General features: G+C 53.7%; 18 protein-coding genes. 14 read left to right on the forward strand and 4 right to left on the reverse strand.

Annotated elements, in window-relative coordinates:
• Positions 1 to 50: 50 nt before the first annotated feature.
• Both NUS69_RS04210 and NUS69_RS04215 read left to right on the forward strand, forming a co-directional pair.
• Complete coding sequence (locus NUS69_RS04210; RefSeq protein WP_258084935.1) at positions 51 to 329, forward strand: lipoate protein ligase C-terminal domain-containing protein; 279 nt, start codon at positions 51 to 53, stop codon at positions 327 to 329.
• Positions 330 to 338: 9 nt separating this feature from the next.
• Positions 339 to 908 carry a stage II sporulation protein M gene (locus NUS69_RS04215; RefSeq protein WP_258084567.1) on the forward strand — a complete coding sequence of 190 codons (570 nt, stop codon included), beginning with the start codon at positions 339 to 341 and terminating at the stop codon, positions 906 to 908.
• Here NUS69_RS04215 and NUS69_RS04220 read toward each other — a convergent pair.
• A complete protein-coding gene (locus tag NUS69_RS04220) occupies positions 840 to 1,973 on the reverse strand; it encodes a DUF354 domain-containing protein (RefSeq protein ID WP_258084936.1) in 1,134 nt (377 codons plus the stop codon). The genes NUS69_RS04215 and NUS69_RS04220 overlap by 69 nt on opposite strands.
• Before the next feature lie 285 nt (positions 1,974 to 2,258).
• On the opposite strand from NUS69_RS04220, the gene NUS69_RS04225 reads away from it, so the two are divergent.
• Positions 2,259 to 3,545 carry a UDP-N-acetyl-D-mannosamine dehydrogenase gene (locus tag NUS69_RS04225; protein WP_258084937.1) on the forward strand — a complete coding sequence of 429 codons (1,287 nt, stop codon included), beginning with the start codon at positions 2,259 to 2,261 and terminating at the stop codon, positions 3,543 to 3,545.
• Positions 3,542 to 4,675 (forward strand): non-hydrolyzing UDP-N-acetylglucosamine 2-epimerase, encoded by a 1,134-nt coding sequence (gene wecB, locus NUS69_RS04230; protein ID WP_258084568.1) that lies wholly within the window; start codon positions 3,542 to 3,544, stop codon positions 4,673 to 4,675. The genes NUS69_RS04225 and wecB overlap by 4 nt, the downstream gene beginning before the upstream one ends.
• Here the strand turns inward: wecB and NUS69_RS04235 are convergent.
• The gene (locus NUS69_RS04235) at positions 4,661 to 5,374 is read right to left on the reverse strand and encodes a hypothetical protein (RefSeq protein WP_258084569.1); all 714 of its coding nucleotides are present in this window, start codon (positions 5,372 to 5,374) and stop codon (positions 4,661 to 4,663) included. The genes wecB and NUS69_RS04235 overlap by 15 nt on opposite strands.
• On the reverse strand, positions 5,371 to 5,949 hold the full coding sequence (locus NUS69_RS04240) for a hypothetical protein (protein ID WP_258084570.1): 579 nt from the start codon (positions 5,947 to 5,949) through the stop codon (positions 5,371 to 5,373). The genes NUS69_RS04235 and NUS69_RS04240 overlap by 4 nt, the downstream gene beginning before the upstream one ends.
• A gap of 113 nt (positions 5,950 to 6,062) precedes the next feature.
• On the opposite strand from NUS69_RS04240, the gene NUS69_RS04245 reads away from it, so the two are divergent.
• Entirely contained in the window at positions 6,063 to 6,239 is a 177-nt protein-coding gene (locus tag NUS69_RS04245; RefSeq protein WP_258084571.1) for a hypothetical protein, read from the forward strand.
• On the opposite strand, the gene NUS69_RS04250 is transcribed toward NUS69_RS04245, so the two are convergent.
• Positions 6,236 to 7,495 (reverse strand): radical SAM protein, encoded by a 1,260-nt coding sequence (locus tag NUS69_RS04250; RefSeq protein WP_258084572.1) that lies wholly within the window; start codon positions 7,493 to 7,495, stop codon positions 6,236 to 6,238. The genes NUS69_RS04245 and NUS69_RS04250 overlap by 4 nt on opposite strands.
• Positions 7,496 to 7,684: 189 nt before the next feature.
• Between NUS69_RS04250 and NUS69_RS04255 the strand changes: the two genes are divergently transcribed.
• The 9 genes from NUS69_RS04255 to NUS69_RS04295 all read left to right on the forward strand — a co-directional run bounded on the left by NUS69_RS04255 (position 7,685) and on the right by NUS69_RS04295 (position 14,295).
• Positions 7,685 to 8,185, forward strand: coding sequence for a regulator (locus tag NUS69_RS04255; protein ID WP_258084573.1), 501 nt, complete (start codon positions 7,685 to 7,687; stop codon positions 8,183 to 8,185).
• A 264-nt stretch (positions 8,186 to 8,449) separates the two neighbouring features.
• Positions 8,450 to 8,956, forward strand: coding sequence for a Na+/H+ antiporter subunit E (locus NUS69_RS04260; RefSeq protein ID WP_258084574.1), 507 nt, complete (start codon positions 8,450 to 8,452; stop codon positions 8,954 to 8,956).
• Positions 8,953 to 9,207, forward strand: coding sequence for a monovalent cation/H+ antiporter complex subunit F (locus tag NUS69_RS04265; protein WP_055428655.1), 255 nt, complete (start codon positions 8,953 to 8,955; stop codon positions 9,205 to 9,207). The genes NUS69_RS04260 and NUS69_RS04265 overlap by 4 nt, the downstream gene beginning before the upstream one ends.
• Positions 9,204 to 9,620 carry a monovalent cation/H(+) antiporter subunit G gene (gene mnhG / locus NUS69_RS04270; protein WP_258084575.1) on the forward strand — a complete coding sequence of 139 codons (417 nt, stop codon included), beginning with the start codon at positions 9,204 to 9,206 and terminating at the stop codon, positions 9,618 to 9,620. The genes NUS69_RS04265 and mnhG overlap by 4 nt, the downstream gene beginning before the upstream one ends.
• Complete coding sequence (locus tag NUS69_RS04275) at positions 9,617 to 9,901, forward strand: DUF4040 domain-containing protein (RefSeq protein WP_258084576.1); 285 nt, start codon at positions 9,617 to 9,619, stop codon at positions 9,899 to 9,901. The genes mnhG and NUS69_RS04275 overlap by 4 nt, the downstream gene beginning before the upstream one ends.
• Before the next feature lie 2 nt (positions 9,902 to 9,903).
• Positions 9,904 to 10,611 carry a Na(+)/H(+) antiporter subunit B gene (locus tag NUS69_RS04280; protein WP_258084577.1) on the forward strand — a complete coding sequence of 236 codons (708 nt, stop codon included), beginning with the start codon at positions 9,904 to 9,906 and terminating at the stop codon, positions 10,609 to 10,611.
• Positions 10,608 to 10,952: an NADH-quinone oxidoreductase subunit K gene (locus NUS69_RS04285; protein ID WP_258084578.1), complete on the forward strand. Its 345-nt coding sequence runs from the start codon at positions 10,608 to 10,610 to the stop codon at positions 10,950 to 10,952. The genes NUS69_RS04280 and NUS69_RS04285 overlap by 4 nt, the downstream gene beginning before the upstream one ends.
• Positions 10,949 to 12,436: a proton-conducting transporter transmembrane domain-containing protein gene (locus NUS69_RS04290; protein WP_258084579.1), complete on the forward strand. Its 1,488-nt coding sequence runs from the start codon at positions 10,949 to 10,951 to the stop codon at positions 12,434 to 12,436. Before NUS69_RS04285 ends, NUS69_RS04290 begins: the two co-directional genes overlap by 4 nt.
• Complete coding sequence (locus NUS69_RS04295; protein WP_258084580.1) at positions 12,433 to 14,295, forward strand: proton-conducting transporter transmembrane domain-containing protein; 1,863 nt, start codon at positions 12,433 to 12,435, stop codon at positions 14,293 to 14,295. Before NUS69_RS04290 ends, NUS69_RS04295 begins: the two co-directional genes overlap by 4 nt.
• Position 14,296: the final 1 nt, after the last annotated feature.

Consider the following 14,296-nt stretch of genomic DNA (forward strand, 5'->3'; position numbering starts at 1 on the left):
TATACCCAACCTTTAAAAAGTTCTCCGAACCATTTACTTTGGGGATGGGTATGAAGCACCACGTTGGAGAGCACAAGGCCAGAAAGGGCCTGATAAGGATAGAGTTCGACGAGAGAGACGGAAAAGCAGAACACGTAAAAATCACCGGGGACTTCTTCATGCATCCAGAAGAGGCAGTCCAGGAGCTTGAAAGGAAACTTGAAGGACACAAACTCGAAGAACTGGAGCAGATTATAGACGAGTTCTTCGCGGTGAGGATGGACATAGAGATGCCCTACGTTAACGTTGAGGACTTCAAGATTGCCCTCAAGAACGCCCTCAAAGAGTGAGGTGAGGGTATGCTCGGGCTCAATGTGGATGTTCCCAGAAGGATCCTTGGCTACCTCCTCATCGTATTTCTCGTAGCTTCATTCGCCGGATATCTCTTCGCCGTTGGAAATCCCGGGGCAGCCATGGATGCCGTCAAAAAGCTTGCCGAGCAGATAGGCCCCATCTCCGAGTCCAGCTTTGAGAATTTCGTTAAGATATTCACCAACAACTCGATGGTGGCACTCTTCATGCTCCTATCGGGCCTCTTCTTCGGCCTGGGACCGTGGCTGATAATGGCCTTCAACGGATTTATGGTCGGCCTCGTCGTCAGGGCCGTTCAGGAGAGCGGGGAGCTTTCATTCCCCCAGATAATCCTGGGTCTGATACCCCATGGGATTATTGAGATACCCGCGATAGCGCTCGCGGGAGTTTCAGGTATCATCTGGTATAGGGAGATAATAAAGGGCGAGGGAGAAACGGGGGAGCGGTTCAAAAGAGGAGCGGTGAAGGCACTAAAGCTCTTTGCGCTTTCAGTGTTGCTCCTCCTTGTGGCGGCCGTTATTGAGGCCTACGTAACCCCGCGCGTTGCCGGTATCTGACGGTTCCTCCACTTTTATTGTTACAAATGTCCCAAACTCCTCGTAGGTCTCTATCTCCCGGAGAATAACGTCCATGGGGTTCTCGAAACCGCTTACGACGCTCCTTATGTAAGCCCGGTAGCTCCCGTTCATCTCCATCATGCGCTCCGCCATTCTGGCAACCTTCACTGGGTCGGTTGAGTGGAACTTCAGGCCCTTCTCCACGAGCCACCTTGTAACGGCCAAGGGCCTTCCGGGATATGTTGAGATCGTTGGGGTTCCGAGGGCTATAGCTTCTCTGTTCATCGTCCCACCTGCACCTATCATGAGCCTGGCGTAGTAGAGGAGGCTGAGGCTGTCAACGGGCCTTTCAGGCATTATCACGTTCTCGAAGCGTTCAAAGCGTTTCCTCTGCTCCTCCGTACGGGGGAAGAGAACTATGGGGACCTCCGGAAGGAGCGGGATAACATCCTCAAGCACGCTCTTTGGCGGCCCGTTAAAGTAGTTGGCCTTTATAGGCTCGGTGCGCATGACTATGTACTCTCCAGGCCTTACTCCGAGTTCTTTCAGGACAGATCTGCTTGGAAGGAAGCCGTAGAGGTGCGCCAGCTCGGAGAAGCCCTTAACCGGCCGCATGCCGTTTGGATCCGCACCGCATCTGAGGAGCTCGTATGCGTCTATTGCGGTGGGATAGATAAGGAGCGTGGTGTACGGTAGGATGAGCTTGTTCTGTGCAACGGCCGTTTCGTTGTCAACGAAACCTATTGCCGGTATCTGGAGGCCGAAGGCGACCCTTGGTGCCTCGGCGGAGTGCTTGTAAATCGCCAGGTCCGGCTTTTCTTCAATGATAAGCTTGGACAGCTTGTACATTCTCTCGGTGCTCGCCAGGAGCTTGCCCTCAAGAGTTGCACCGCCGTGCTTCCCGACCACGTAGTAGTCGACTCCAAACATGTCCAGAATGCTGGTTAACCCGTCAAACTCCCGCGTGGTAACGAGAATCTCGTGGCCGGCCTTTTCGAGCTCCTTTATTATACCCTTGAAAAAGTGAACGTGAGGAGCGTTCGTGATGTCAATCCATACCTTCATCTCATCCACCAATTTACTGGACAACTCTGTTCAATATAAGGCTTTCCCAAAAACGATTGTGAAGCCTTCTTTTCAAAGTTTTTTCATGCCGTTTCAAGGCGAACGAACGTTTAGAACGCTTTCTTTCGGTGAAATTAAAGACATTGTTGGAGGGCATCTCGCTGAGGGAATGAAATTACGCGGGAAGCACCACAAAATTGTGCACATCCAGGAAATCCGGCCAGAAATCGTTTTCTGGAAAAGACTTTTATTCAGGCGGTGGCACTAGGGTAATGGGTGAAGGGCATGCTGGAGAAAATAGAGGGCAGGAAAGCAGAGATAGCCGTAATCGGCCTGGGATACATCGGTCTTCCGACGGCCATAATGTTCGCCAACGCCGGTTTTCACGTTACGGGCTATGAAATACGAAGAGATGTGGTGGAGAAAATAAACTCCGGAAAGGCTCATATAGTTGAGCCCGAGATAGACGACCTCCTCAAAAAGGCAATTGAGAACGGAACCCTCCGTGCAACTTCCGATCCGGAAGACATCAAAAACAAGGACGTCTACATAATCTGTGTCCAGACACCCCTTAAGGAAGACAAAACTCCAAATCTGGAGTACCTACAGAATGCCGTTGAAACCGTTGCAAAGGTTATGAAAAGGGGCTCCTTAGTAATAATCGAAAGCACGGTTCCACCCCTCACCACGGTTAAAATGGCGAAGCTCATCGAGGAGATCACCGGTTTCAAACCGGGCGAGCACTTCTACATGGTTCACGCGCCGGAGAGGGTGATGCCGGGGAGGATTTTCAAGGAGCTGGTCTACAACTCCCGCATTTTCGGAGGGATAACCCCTGAAAGCGCCGAACTTGCTGAAAGGCTATACCGCTCCTTTGTGAAGGGGCAGACGTTCAAAACGAGCTCAACCGTCAGCGAGGTTGTCAAGCTCATGGAGAACACCTTCCGCGACGTCAATATAGCCCTCGCCAACGAGTTCGCCCTCCTGGCTCACCAGTACGGGATAGACGTTTTCGAGGCCATCGAGCTGGCCAATACCCACCCAAGGGTCAAAATACATGTCCCCGGCATAGGGGTTGGCGGCCACTGCCTTCCTAAGGACCCGCATCTCCTCGTCTGGCCTGCAGAGAGGGACTTTGGGCTGATACGGTTGGCGAGGGAAATAAACGACTCGATGCCCCTGCTCACGAGGGAACTCCTGTTCAACGCCCTCCATGAGGCCAACGTCTCCCCGAATAGGGCTGTTGTTGCAGTTCTTGGCTTAGCATACAAGGGCAACAGCGACGACACGAGAAATTCACCGGCACTTGCCTTCATAGATGCCATAAGGGACGATGTCGCCGAGGTAAGGACCTACGACCCCTTTGTTGGGGGGACCCACAGGAGCCTTGAGGATGTCCTCAGGGGAGCGGATGCCGTCGTCATAGCAACCGACCACACCGCTTTCAAGTCCCTCGACTGGGAGAAACTGGGTATGCTTATGAGAACACGGATTCTGGTAGACGGCAGGCACGTCATCGATGAGCCGCCGCGCGGCTTTATCTTCCGGGGCGTTGGGAGGGGGAAGTATTGAAGCCAGCCTTCGTCTTCGGAACGAGGCCGGAGATAATAAAGCTGGCGCCGGTCATAAGGGCGTTTGAGGAGAGGGACGTTAAGCCCCTCCTCATCCACACGGGACAGCACTACGACTACGAGATGAGCAGGGTCTTTTTGGAGGAGCTTGAGCTTCCACCCATAGACTACCACCTTGAGGTCGGCTCGGGGACGCAGGCGGAACAGACCGGAACCGCTATGATAAAGATTGAAAAGGTTCTGATGGACGAAAAACCCGATGTGGTGCTCGTCCAGGGTGATACCAACACTGTTTTAGCCGGTGCCCTGGCGGCCGTTAAGCTGAAGATACCGGTTGCCCACGTTGAGGCTGGACTGAGGAGCTTCGACAGAACCATGCCGGAGGAGATAAACAGAATCCTGGCCGACCATGCGAGCGAGGTGCTCTTCGCCCCAACGGAAGAGGCGAGGGAGAACCTTGAGAGGGAAGGGATAACCAGGGGGGTCTACGTCGTTGGCAACACGATAGTTGACGCCGTCCTCCAGAACGCCGAGGTATCCGAGAGAAAGAGCGACGTCCTTGAGAGGTTCGGCCTTAAGTCGAAAAAATACATACTGATAACCGCCCACAGGGCCGAGAACACGGACAGCAGGGAAAACCTAACAAAGCTCGTCGAGATACTCGAAGCCCTTCCCATGAGGGCAATCTACCCGATGCACCCGCGCACGAGAAACAGGCTTAGGGAGTTCGGCCTGTGGGAGAGGATAAACTCGATTGAGAACCTGGCAATCACCAAGCCCCTCGGATACCTTGACTTCCTCAGGCTGGAGAAGAACGCCTTTGCGATAATGACCGACTCCGGAGGAATACAGGAGGAGAGCATAATCCTCAACGTACCCTGCCTAACGCTACGCTACAACACTGAGAGGCCTGAAACTGTAAAGGCCGGCGGCAACGTCCTCGTTGGCCTGGAGAAGGACAGAGCAATTCGCTATCTCAAGAAACTCCTGGATGATGGGGAGTTCTACGGAAGAATGGCGGAGGCGCAGAACCCCTTCGGCGACGGAAAGGCCGGAGAGAGGATAGCGGAAATACTGCTGGAGCTTCATGAAAAGGGAGAGCTGAAGGTCAGGAGTTCAAGGTTTATTTGAGGGCTTGAGGGTCTGGGCCCATTCTTGGATCTCCTTTCCTACCTTCCCGGCCAAGATATCCCAGCAGCTCCTATCGGCCAGCTTACCGCGTCTTACTTCAAGGACGTTCCAGTAAACCACCTTCAGCGAATAGGGGCTTCCATCGAGGTCGGCCCTTGCTTTGGCGGTGCGGAAAAGGCCGGCGGCAAAATACTGCAGGTCATCGGTTTTGCTTGAATCTCCGGAGTATCTTTCCTCCACCGACGGATAGCTCCCAACGTCACCGCTGGAGCTCATGTAAACGAGTATGCTCGCGTAGCAGTTTTCGTAATAGACTCGGTTTTCGTGTCCGTAAAACGGGGCGAAAATGATAACAACCGAGTCGTTTATCCTTGATGGGAGACCTTCACCCGGAAAGACTACGACGGGCCTGACGTGAGCGAACTCTGGGGAGAGGTTCTTCGATTCCAGGACTTTCGTTATAGCACCCTTTAGAGAGTCCTCAAACCGCCCGTGGTAGTCAAGCTCGGGATAGACACCTGGGATGAGCTCAAGTTCAAGGGGCATGTCCACAACCACCTTTCCCGGAACGGTGACGTTGTCGAGGTGATTAAACTCACCCTTTGAGTCCCAGGACACTCCTGTTGAGAAGGAGGAGTAAAAGACGAATGCATAGACCACAACGATAAGGAGTGCAAGGCTAATCCCCGAGCGGTTCATTCGACCTCACCATGTGAGATGCTCTCAACGCGATCAACGGTAGCTTTCACCGCCTCCCTCAAGAGATGATTTTGGTAACCCCTGAGAGCGATGATGCCCCTGGAGTCATCAGAGATGTCGAGGAGGATGTAAGCCTGAAACTGGGGCCTGTCTGTTCTGTCAAAGGTCATCAGGGCGCTTTCCTTATCGGTGGCGTTCCTGTAACTCAGATAGTGGGCCGGATCGCCGGCGCTTGAATATATGGCAACGATCCTTACCTGCCCCCTCGCAAGTACCGGGGAATAGCTGACGTTGAACCACTCAATCCAGACGGCCAGAAACTGGCCGTCACACTCTACCGGGGCAGAAAGGGTTAGAACCTTATGTCCCCTTTCTTCCAGCTCAGCGGCCACCATTTTCCCAAAAGGGGAGTCGGGGTAAACGCAGAAACCCTCGTTGAAGGTAGCATTGACGTTTTTTAGGCTTCCGATTTGAGAAGTCGCGTGAGTCTCGGACCTGGCCAGAGCAAAGTCCCCGAAGTAGAATGTCAAGGTCAAGATTATCACAACTGTGCCAACCAGGTACGCCTTTTTCATTTTCTTCCCCAATGGGGTAACACCGTCATGCAATTTAAACTTTATGGAGTTAAATTTGGACGATGTCCAAAAAATTTATAAATTCGACATCGAAGTGGTGATGGTGGAGAGCCATGAAATACAGCGAGCTGGTGCTCATTCTCTACACGGCCCTTGTGGCAGTGGTGACGCTGGCGGTTGCATGGAAGGGATACACGAGCAGCATAGCAAACGTGGGAGGCGGGGGGATAATATTCTTCATAGTGCTCGCACTGGTGATGCCTTTCATCGAGAGAAAGGTGAATGGTTAGATCGGCGTGCCGATGTAGATACCGTGCCTAGTGCGGACTATTCTTACTTTTATCCTGTCCCCCACTTCCGCATCGGTGTTTATGACCTCTATGAGCCGGTTTCTGGCCTTTGCCAGCATCTCACCCCTTATTCTCCCCGGGAGAACGACCTCCGCCTTGACGATTTCGCCCGGACGGAAGGCTAAAGGAATGAACTCGCGCTTTTCCATTCCAAAGTGCTTTGGCTTCAGAACGAGGGGCTTCATTCCAGTCTTCTCCTCAAGTTTTCTGAGCCAGGCGTAGAACTCCTTGAACGGGACGAGCTTAGCTATCGTGGGATTCCTACCGAACTTGTATGGGATGTAGTTCTGGAAACCCAGGGCCGGCCAGCGCTTTCCCGCGCCTATCTTCCTTGCAAACTCTATGAAGGCCTCGGCCTCATCGTCGTTGATTCCAAATATTATGACCGGAGCGATGAGCACGTCGATTCCAGCGTTTACCAGTGCCTCCGCCATGTCGAGGACATGCTCCAGGTCGTAGTTTTTCATTCCCATGAGCATCCTAGCCTTGTCTGGATCTAGTGAGTGGAGGGATAGGTTCACCCTATCCAGACCGGCCTCAGCCAGCTCCTCAATGAGTCTGTCGTTCAGCAACGTGCCGTTGCTCTGCATGGAGATTACAGAGACGTTCGGGTGCTCGTGGAGGGCCTGCACCAGTTCGACGCGGAAGGGATAGATCAGCGGCTCCCCCTGGCCGTCGAGGTGGGCTTCCAGGCCTTTTCCCTTTATCCTCGCGACCTCGTCGAACCACTTCATCAGGTAGTCTATATCCACAACGTAGTCGAGCTTCCTTGTCCTGGAATATGGCCCCTCGTCAACGGAGCAGAAGACGCAACTGAGGTTGCAGCCGCTGACACCACGAACCTGTATAAGATTCGTGCCCCTATCGATCAGTCCAAAAGCGTTGTAGCCGAGAAGGGGGACGTCCATACCCTCATGGATGTAGAGAACCTTCCTGCCGGTGTAGCGGTTTTTGAGAAGGGCGCCGAGGTTGTTCTGGATATAGATTGCGATGTACTTTTCCACATCAGGATAGTCGGTATCAATTACCATAGCCCCGTCTCTAACCGTTATCTCAGGTGATACGCGGTACTTCCGTTTAATAACTCTGGAGAGTTCTCCTTTTTTAAAGTCCGCGTAGAGGGTCTCACGCCATATAAGTCTAATGTTCTCACCGGCATCCTCGAAACGTGTGTGGGGTAACCTGACCTCGATCATATTTGCGGGTTTAGCGGAGATTTTAAAAATCCGCCGATGGATAAAAAATCCGCCCATCAGTGGGGCGTCCATGCCCACTCCCGCCCAAAGATTTTTAAGGAGAGACCTTTTGGAGTCATGCGGGCATGGAAACATTTTAATATTATTGAATTAAACAGTCTAGTGATGGACTAGTGTGGGTGATAGGTAATGTGGGGAAAGATCGAGCATTACTTTGACGAGTATCCCGTGAGGAAGCAGATCGCCAAGACGCTCCTCAAGTACGGCCTCAGGGTTTCCGATGATATGAAGATCAAGGCAGGGGATATAGAGGTTCCCTACACGAAGATCGCGAAGGCCCTTGATGTCGACAGAAGGGTTGTTAAGGAAACCGTGGGAATGATACTCAAGATACCCGAGCTGAAGGAGATCTACGTAAACCTTGAACCGACCGTTCACATGAAGTATGTCGGCAGGCACGTTGGCTACGGCGTCATAGAGATCGAGCCGGAGCCGAGGGCGATAGGCATACTTGCAAAGATCGCCCAGAAGATAGCCGAGAGGGACATCAACATAATCCAGGTGGTCGCAGAGGATCCGGAGCTTTATCCGGAGGCAACGCTCACCATAATCACGGAGAAACCAATTCCGGGCGACCTCATCAACGAGCTCTCCAAGCTTGAGGGAGTCAAGAGGATATCCATCTACTGACCCGCCTCTTCTTTTGATTGAAATTTCCCTCAATTTTTCACACTCACTGTAACCAAATTTGGGAACTCCCTGACTCCTCTCAAGCTATGCGCCATGAGGAACCCTTTTTAACATTAGAGAACAAACCTGGTGCCTCTATTTTAACCAAACGTTTTAAACCTTTGTTCTTCGTAGGTAACGTTTATAAGCAATTGTTTTAAACCAAAAATTAGCTTCGCTTAACTCTGTAAGGAGCACTTCCATCAACCTGTGGAGGGTTGCTGAATGGGAGAAGCAAGCAAGATAAGCCGCTACCTGTACACGGTTATCGTACTGTTCCTGATATGGCTGTTTCTAACGGCCAGTTTGGATCCACAGGAGCTAGGATTTGGCCTGCTGCTAGCACTCATCGTCGGTGCATTCACCTACGAGATATTCACCACCAACGGCCTCGCAAACCTCAACCCCAAGAGGATCGCCTACGCAATAGCTTACATCCCGTACTTTCTGTGGGCCATGATAATGGCAAACCTCGACGTCGCATACAGGGTTCTGCACCCCAAGAGGCCCATAAATCCGGGAATCGTCGAGTGCAGAACCGTTCTCAAGAGCGACGTCGGAAAGCTCAGCCTCGCCAACTCAATCACCCTGACGCCGGGAACCATAACCCTCGACGTCGACGGGGACAGGTACTTCATACACTGGATAGACGTCAAGGATTCGAGCGTTGAGGGTGCATCTAAGAACATAACCGAGCCCTTTGAAAAGTTCCTGAGGGTGATCTTCGGATGATAGGGATAAACGTTTATCTCGCGCTTATAGCCATAGCGACGCTTCTCAGCATGTACAGGGTCTTCAGGGGACCGACCACCGTTGATAGGCTTGTTGCGGTCGACATCATGACGACCATCACCACGGGCCTCATGGTTCTCTTTGCGCTGTACTACGGGAGAATGATATTCCTCGACGTTGCGCTCGTTTACGCGATACTCGCCTTCGGTGGGGTCATAGCCTTCGCGCGCTACATGGAGGGAGGCCTATGAACGCGCTCACCGCTATTGGAGAAATTCTGGTCCTCCTTGGAACGTTCTTCTACATACTCTCATCACTGGGCCTCATCAGAATGCCGGACGTCTACAACAGGATGCAGACTGCCACCAAGAGCGCCACCTTGGGTTCGCTCGGCGTTATTATCGGTGTCGGCATCTGGGCCCTTGGAACTGACTTCGGAAGCATTCCTTGGCTCACGAAGACCATAGTTATAGCCGTCTTCCTCCTGCTCACGAACCCGATAAGCGCCCACGCGCTCATAAGGGCGGCCTACAAGAGCGGCATACCTCTCTGGGAGGGCAGTGTTGTTGACAGATACAGGGAGCACCTGGAGGCAAAGGAAAAGGAGGCCGGCTCACCCGAGAACCCCGATGAGACCCCCATAAAGGAGGGTGGTGTGGAATGAACGGTATAACATTCATCGAGTACCTCATAGTTGGCATAATGGTAATCTCCGCAATACTTGCGGTCGAATGGAGGGACCTGCTAGCGGCCGCTGTTGGGATGGCGGCAGTAAGCCTGTTCGCATCGCTGCTGTTCTTCATGCTGCAGGCACCGGACGTTGCAATGACCGAGGCTGCCATAGGCGCGGCGCTCAGTGCGGCGGTGTTCATCTTCGCCATCAAGAGAACCCAGCGCTTCGAGACAGAGGAGGAAGAAAAGCCCGGCTGGTGGGTGAGGTGGTGAAAATGATGAAGCGCCTCCTTGCAATAATCCTGCTTCTCATCGTGGGTTACTGGCTCGCCCAGGGTCTGGCCGGTGTCCCCTTCGGCCAGGACAAGATGCTCGTTGGACAGTACTACCTCGACAATGTAAAGCAGCAGACCGGAGCAGTTAACGCGGTAACGGCCGTTGTTGTCAACTACCGTGGTTTTGATACACTCGGTGAGGTCACCGTCCTGTTCATCGCATCAACCGGTGTCGGGGCACTCCTCTGGAAGAGAAAGAAGAAGAGGAGCGCGAAAACTGAGGGCTCGATAGTCCTCACAACCGGAACGAGGCTTCTGGTGCCATTTGTGATGCTCTTCGGCGCATACATCTTTATCCACGGACACCTCACACCGGGTGGAGGATTCCCCGGCGGAGCCACCATAGCCACGGCCTTCCTGCTGCTCTACCTGGCGTTCATAACCTACGAGATACCCCACAGGGGCTTCGAGAAGACCGAGGGACTAGCAGGAATGGGCTACGTCCTCGTCGGCCTCATTGGACTCGCGATAGGCGGCTACTTCCTCTTCGACTGGATATGGCAGACTTGGAACTTCGGCACCGGGAACATCGGGCGGCTGCTTAGCGGCGGCTTCATACCGATAATCTACACCATAATCGGAATCAAGGTCGGCACGGAGCTCAGCGGGATCATCGACGGCATGATAAAGGAGGAGGTGAGCGAATGATCAGCGTCTACTACTTCGGGGCCATAGCCCTGGTTCTGATAGGTCTCTACGCCATCCTCGTCAAGAAGAACCTGCTTAAGATACTCATTGGACTCAGCATAATGGAAACCGGGGTCAACCTTCTCCTCATCAGCATCGGCTACGTCTCCGGAAGGAGCGCACCTATACTGAGCGAGGGGATAGGCCCAAACCAGGCCGTTGATCCGATTCCGCAGGCGCTGGTTCTTACGGCGATAGTTATCGGTGTCGCAACCACGGCCATGGCCCTTAGCGTTGCCATGCTGATCTACGAGAAGTACGGAACACTCAACATTGAGGAGATAAGGAGGTTGAGAGGATGAACGGGCAGTATGCCGCTCTGCTCATAGCCGTGCCCCTCATCAGCGCGTTCTTCGTGCCCCTGCTGAAGGGCGCTGGGAAGAACGCCATCAAGTACTTCCTCATAGCAGTCACGGCACTTCAGACGGGAATAGCCGCGCTGGTCTTCCAGCAGGTCTACACCACCGGCCAGCCGATAATCGTCATGGCCGGAGGCTGGAAGCCGCCCGTTGGAATCAACCTGTACTTCGGCCACTTCGCGGCGCTCTTCGTGCTGATAGTGGCGGTCGTCAGCTTCCTGATGGCCATTTTCAGCCTTGAGTCAATCAAGGTCGAACCGATAGACAAGTACGCCATGCTGTTCCTGCTCCTCATGCTCGGTGCAACGGGCATGATAGCGACTGGAGACATCTTCAACCTCTTCGTCTTCATGGAAATAACCGCAATCAGCGCCTACGCACTAACAGCCTACAACAAGACCGGCGAAGCCGCGGAGGCTTCAATGAAGTACATAGTCCTCGGTGGAATAGGCTCAAGCTTCTTCCTCATAGGCGTGGCCCTTATCTACGGCTCCCTTGGAACCCTCAACATGGCCCAGATAGCCCAGCTGGCTGCAACAATGAACCCGACCGTTGCACAGGTGGGGCTGGCGCTGATCATCTTTGGACTGGCAGTTGAGGCCGAGATATTCCCGCTCAACGCATGGGCGCCCGATGCATACCAAGCCGCACCGCACCCGATAACCGCAATGTTCTCCGCCTTCGTCGTCAAGGCTGGCCTCTACGCGATGGCGAGGCTGCTGTACCTCATGCAGGACGTCGGAAGCTGGAACTCTGTCCTCAGACTTCTCGTTGTGCTGGCAACCCTCACGGTTATCGTTGCCGAGCTTGCCGCGCTCAGGCAGAGGAACGTCAAGAGGATGATAGCCTACTCCAGTATCGCCCAGATCGGTCTCATTGCACTCGCCTTTGCCCTCGGTACCCAGAGCGGCGTTGATGCCGGAGTCTTCCACATGGTCAACCACGCCATTGTGAAGGCCATGCTCTTCCTCGCTGTGGGCTACGTTGCGATGAGCCTTGGAGGGGCGGAGATTGAAAACTTCAAGGGACTGGGCAGAAGAATGCCCCTCATGGCCTTCGCGATATCCGTCGGCGCCATAGCCACCGTCGGAATACCGCTCTTCAACATATTCTGGAGTAAGGTCAGAATAATCCTCGCAACACTGCAGGTTGGCTATACCTGGGCGGCAGTGCTTGTACTGGCGGCGAGCGTCGTGGAGGCGGTTTATTACTTCAGACTGCTCCACGTCATGTGGTTCGAAGGGAACGGTGAGAAGATAAACGAGAACCTGGCAGTGGGCCTCATGGTGCTCTTCCTTGCGGCCCTGGTTGTCGTCATAGGCATCTACCCGGACTACGTATGGAGCCTTGCCCAGAGGGCGGGAAGCGACATCTTCAACGTGGCTGACTACATCAAGAACGTTCCACTTATGGGGGTGGGAGCATGATTAACGAGCTCTTAATCATCATTTTCGCGCCCCTCATAGCGGGGGTCATAGCGTGGGCGCTCGACATAAAAGGGGTAAGGGAAGCATTGGGTGTAATAGGCGCAGCGATACCACTCGCCTACCTCATTAAGCTCTATCCCACCGTTATGGGCGGCGAGACCATCCAGTACGACATCACATTTGGCGGCTTTACCTTCAATTTTGTCCTCGCTCCAATGGGACTGGTATTCGCCATGATTGCAGGAGTAGTCGGTCTGGCCGCGGTGCTCGGCATGGCCTCAACCGCAAGGAGCAGCTACGAGTGGCTCTTCGCCCTCATGAGCCTCACCGGTGTCTTTGGGATATTCCTGTCCTACGACCTGCTGGCGTTCTTCATATTCTGGGAGGTCATGACCTTCGGAAGCTTCATGATGGTGCTCAAGTACAACAAATCCGCCTCGCTCAAGTACTTCATCCTGAGCGTCATAGGCGCCTACGCCATGCTGATAGCGATAGGCATCATCTACGCCAGAGTGGGCTCCTTCAGCTTCATCAAGGTTTACAACGCCTTCGCCCAGGACGCTGCCCTCGGCATGGTCGGTGGAGAAACCCTGTTCAGCAGGGGCGATATGGCGGCCATATTTGGCCTCTTCCTGGTGGCCTTCGGCGTCAAGGCGGGAACCTTCCCGCTCCACGTCTGGGCGCCAGACGCTTACAGCGAGACCAACCAGAGCTACACCGCAATGTTCAGCGGTGTCCTCAGCAAGACCGGGGTCTACGGCTTTATACTCCTCTACATGCTGATGGGCTACAGACTCATGGCGGAGTTCGGAACATTCAGGAGCGTTCCCTCATTCGGCTATATAATTGCCTTCCTCGGAGGTCTGACGATAATCGTGGGCGGTCTTCTTGCAGCTTTGCAAGAGGACATCAGAAAGCTCTTCGCGTACTCCAGTATAAGCCAGATAGGCTACATCCTCGTTGCCATCGGCGTCGGCAGTGCCCTCAGCATCGAGGCAGGTATATACCACGCTATAAGCCACGCCCTCTTCAAGGGACTGTTCTTCCTCATCGTGGCGACGATAATATACCGCACCGGCAAGACCGAGTTCAAGGACATGGGCGGTCTGGCTGAGAAGATGCCGTTCACATTCGCCATGGCCTTTGTCGCAATCCTCAGCCTGGCAGGAATACCGCCCCTCGTCGGCTTCGCCAGCAAGTGGCTGATATTCGAGTCAGTCATAAGCCAGAACATGCCCATACTGGGTGGCATGGTGTTCTTCGGAAGTGCGATAGGCTTCGTCTACCTCATCAGGTTCACCTACGCCGTCTGGTTCGGACAGAGGCCGACTGACCTCGACGACGTTAAGGATGCTCCCCTACCGCTGGCGATAGGCATGGGCATACTGGCTTTACTCAACGTGGTCTTCGGCATCGCCCCGGGTCTCGTCGCGGGAGAGCTCAACAAGATAATAGGCAAAGATGTCATCGGTGGAACCATCTGGGAGCTTGACATCGGCGTCGGCAAGTACAACGGACTTCTCATCACAATCTGGCTCGTAATCGGCCTGCTGGTGGCGGCAATAATATACTTCCTCGGCGCGAGGGTCAGGAGGGTTCCGGTCACCGACACCTACCAGTCAGGAAACCCGGTCACCATGGACTACAACCTCACCATAAGGAGGAACTTCTTCCTGCCGCTCAAAGAGGCCCTGTCCTTCTGGCTCAGGATAAGCTTCGACAAGCTCTATAAGGATATTGGAAAGACCGCTGAGGACTTCGCCGAGACCATGAAAAACTACGTCTACAATGGAAACGTTCAGAGCTATGCTTGGTATCTGGCCATAATACTCCTTATACTGGCAATGTGGGGGGTGTGAA

The sequence above is a fragment of the Thermococcus thermotolerans genome (assembly GCF_024707485.1).
Classification (GTDB): Archaea; Methanobacteriota_B; Thermococci; order Thermococcales; family Thermococcaceae; genus Thermococcus; species Thermococcus thermotolerans.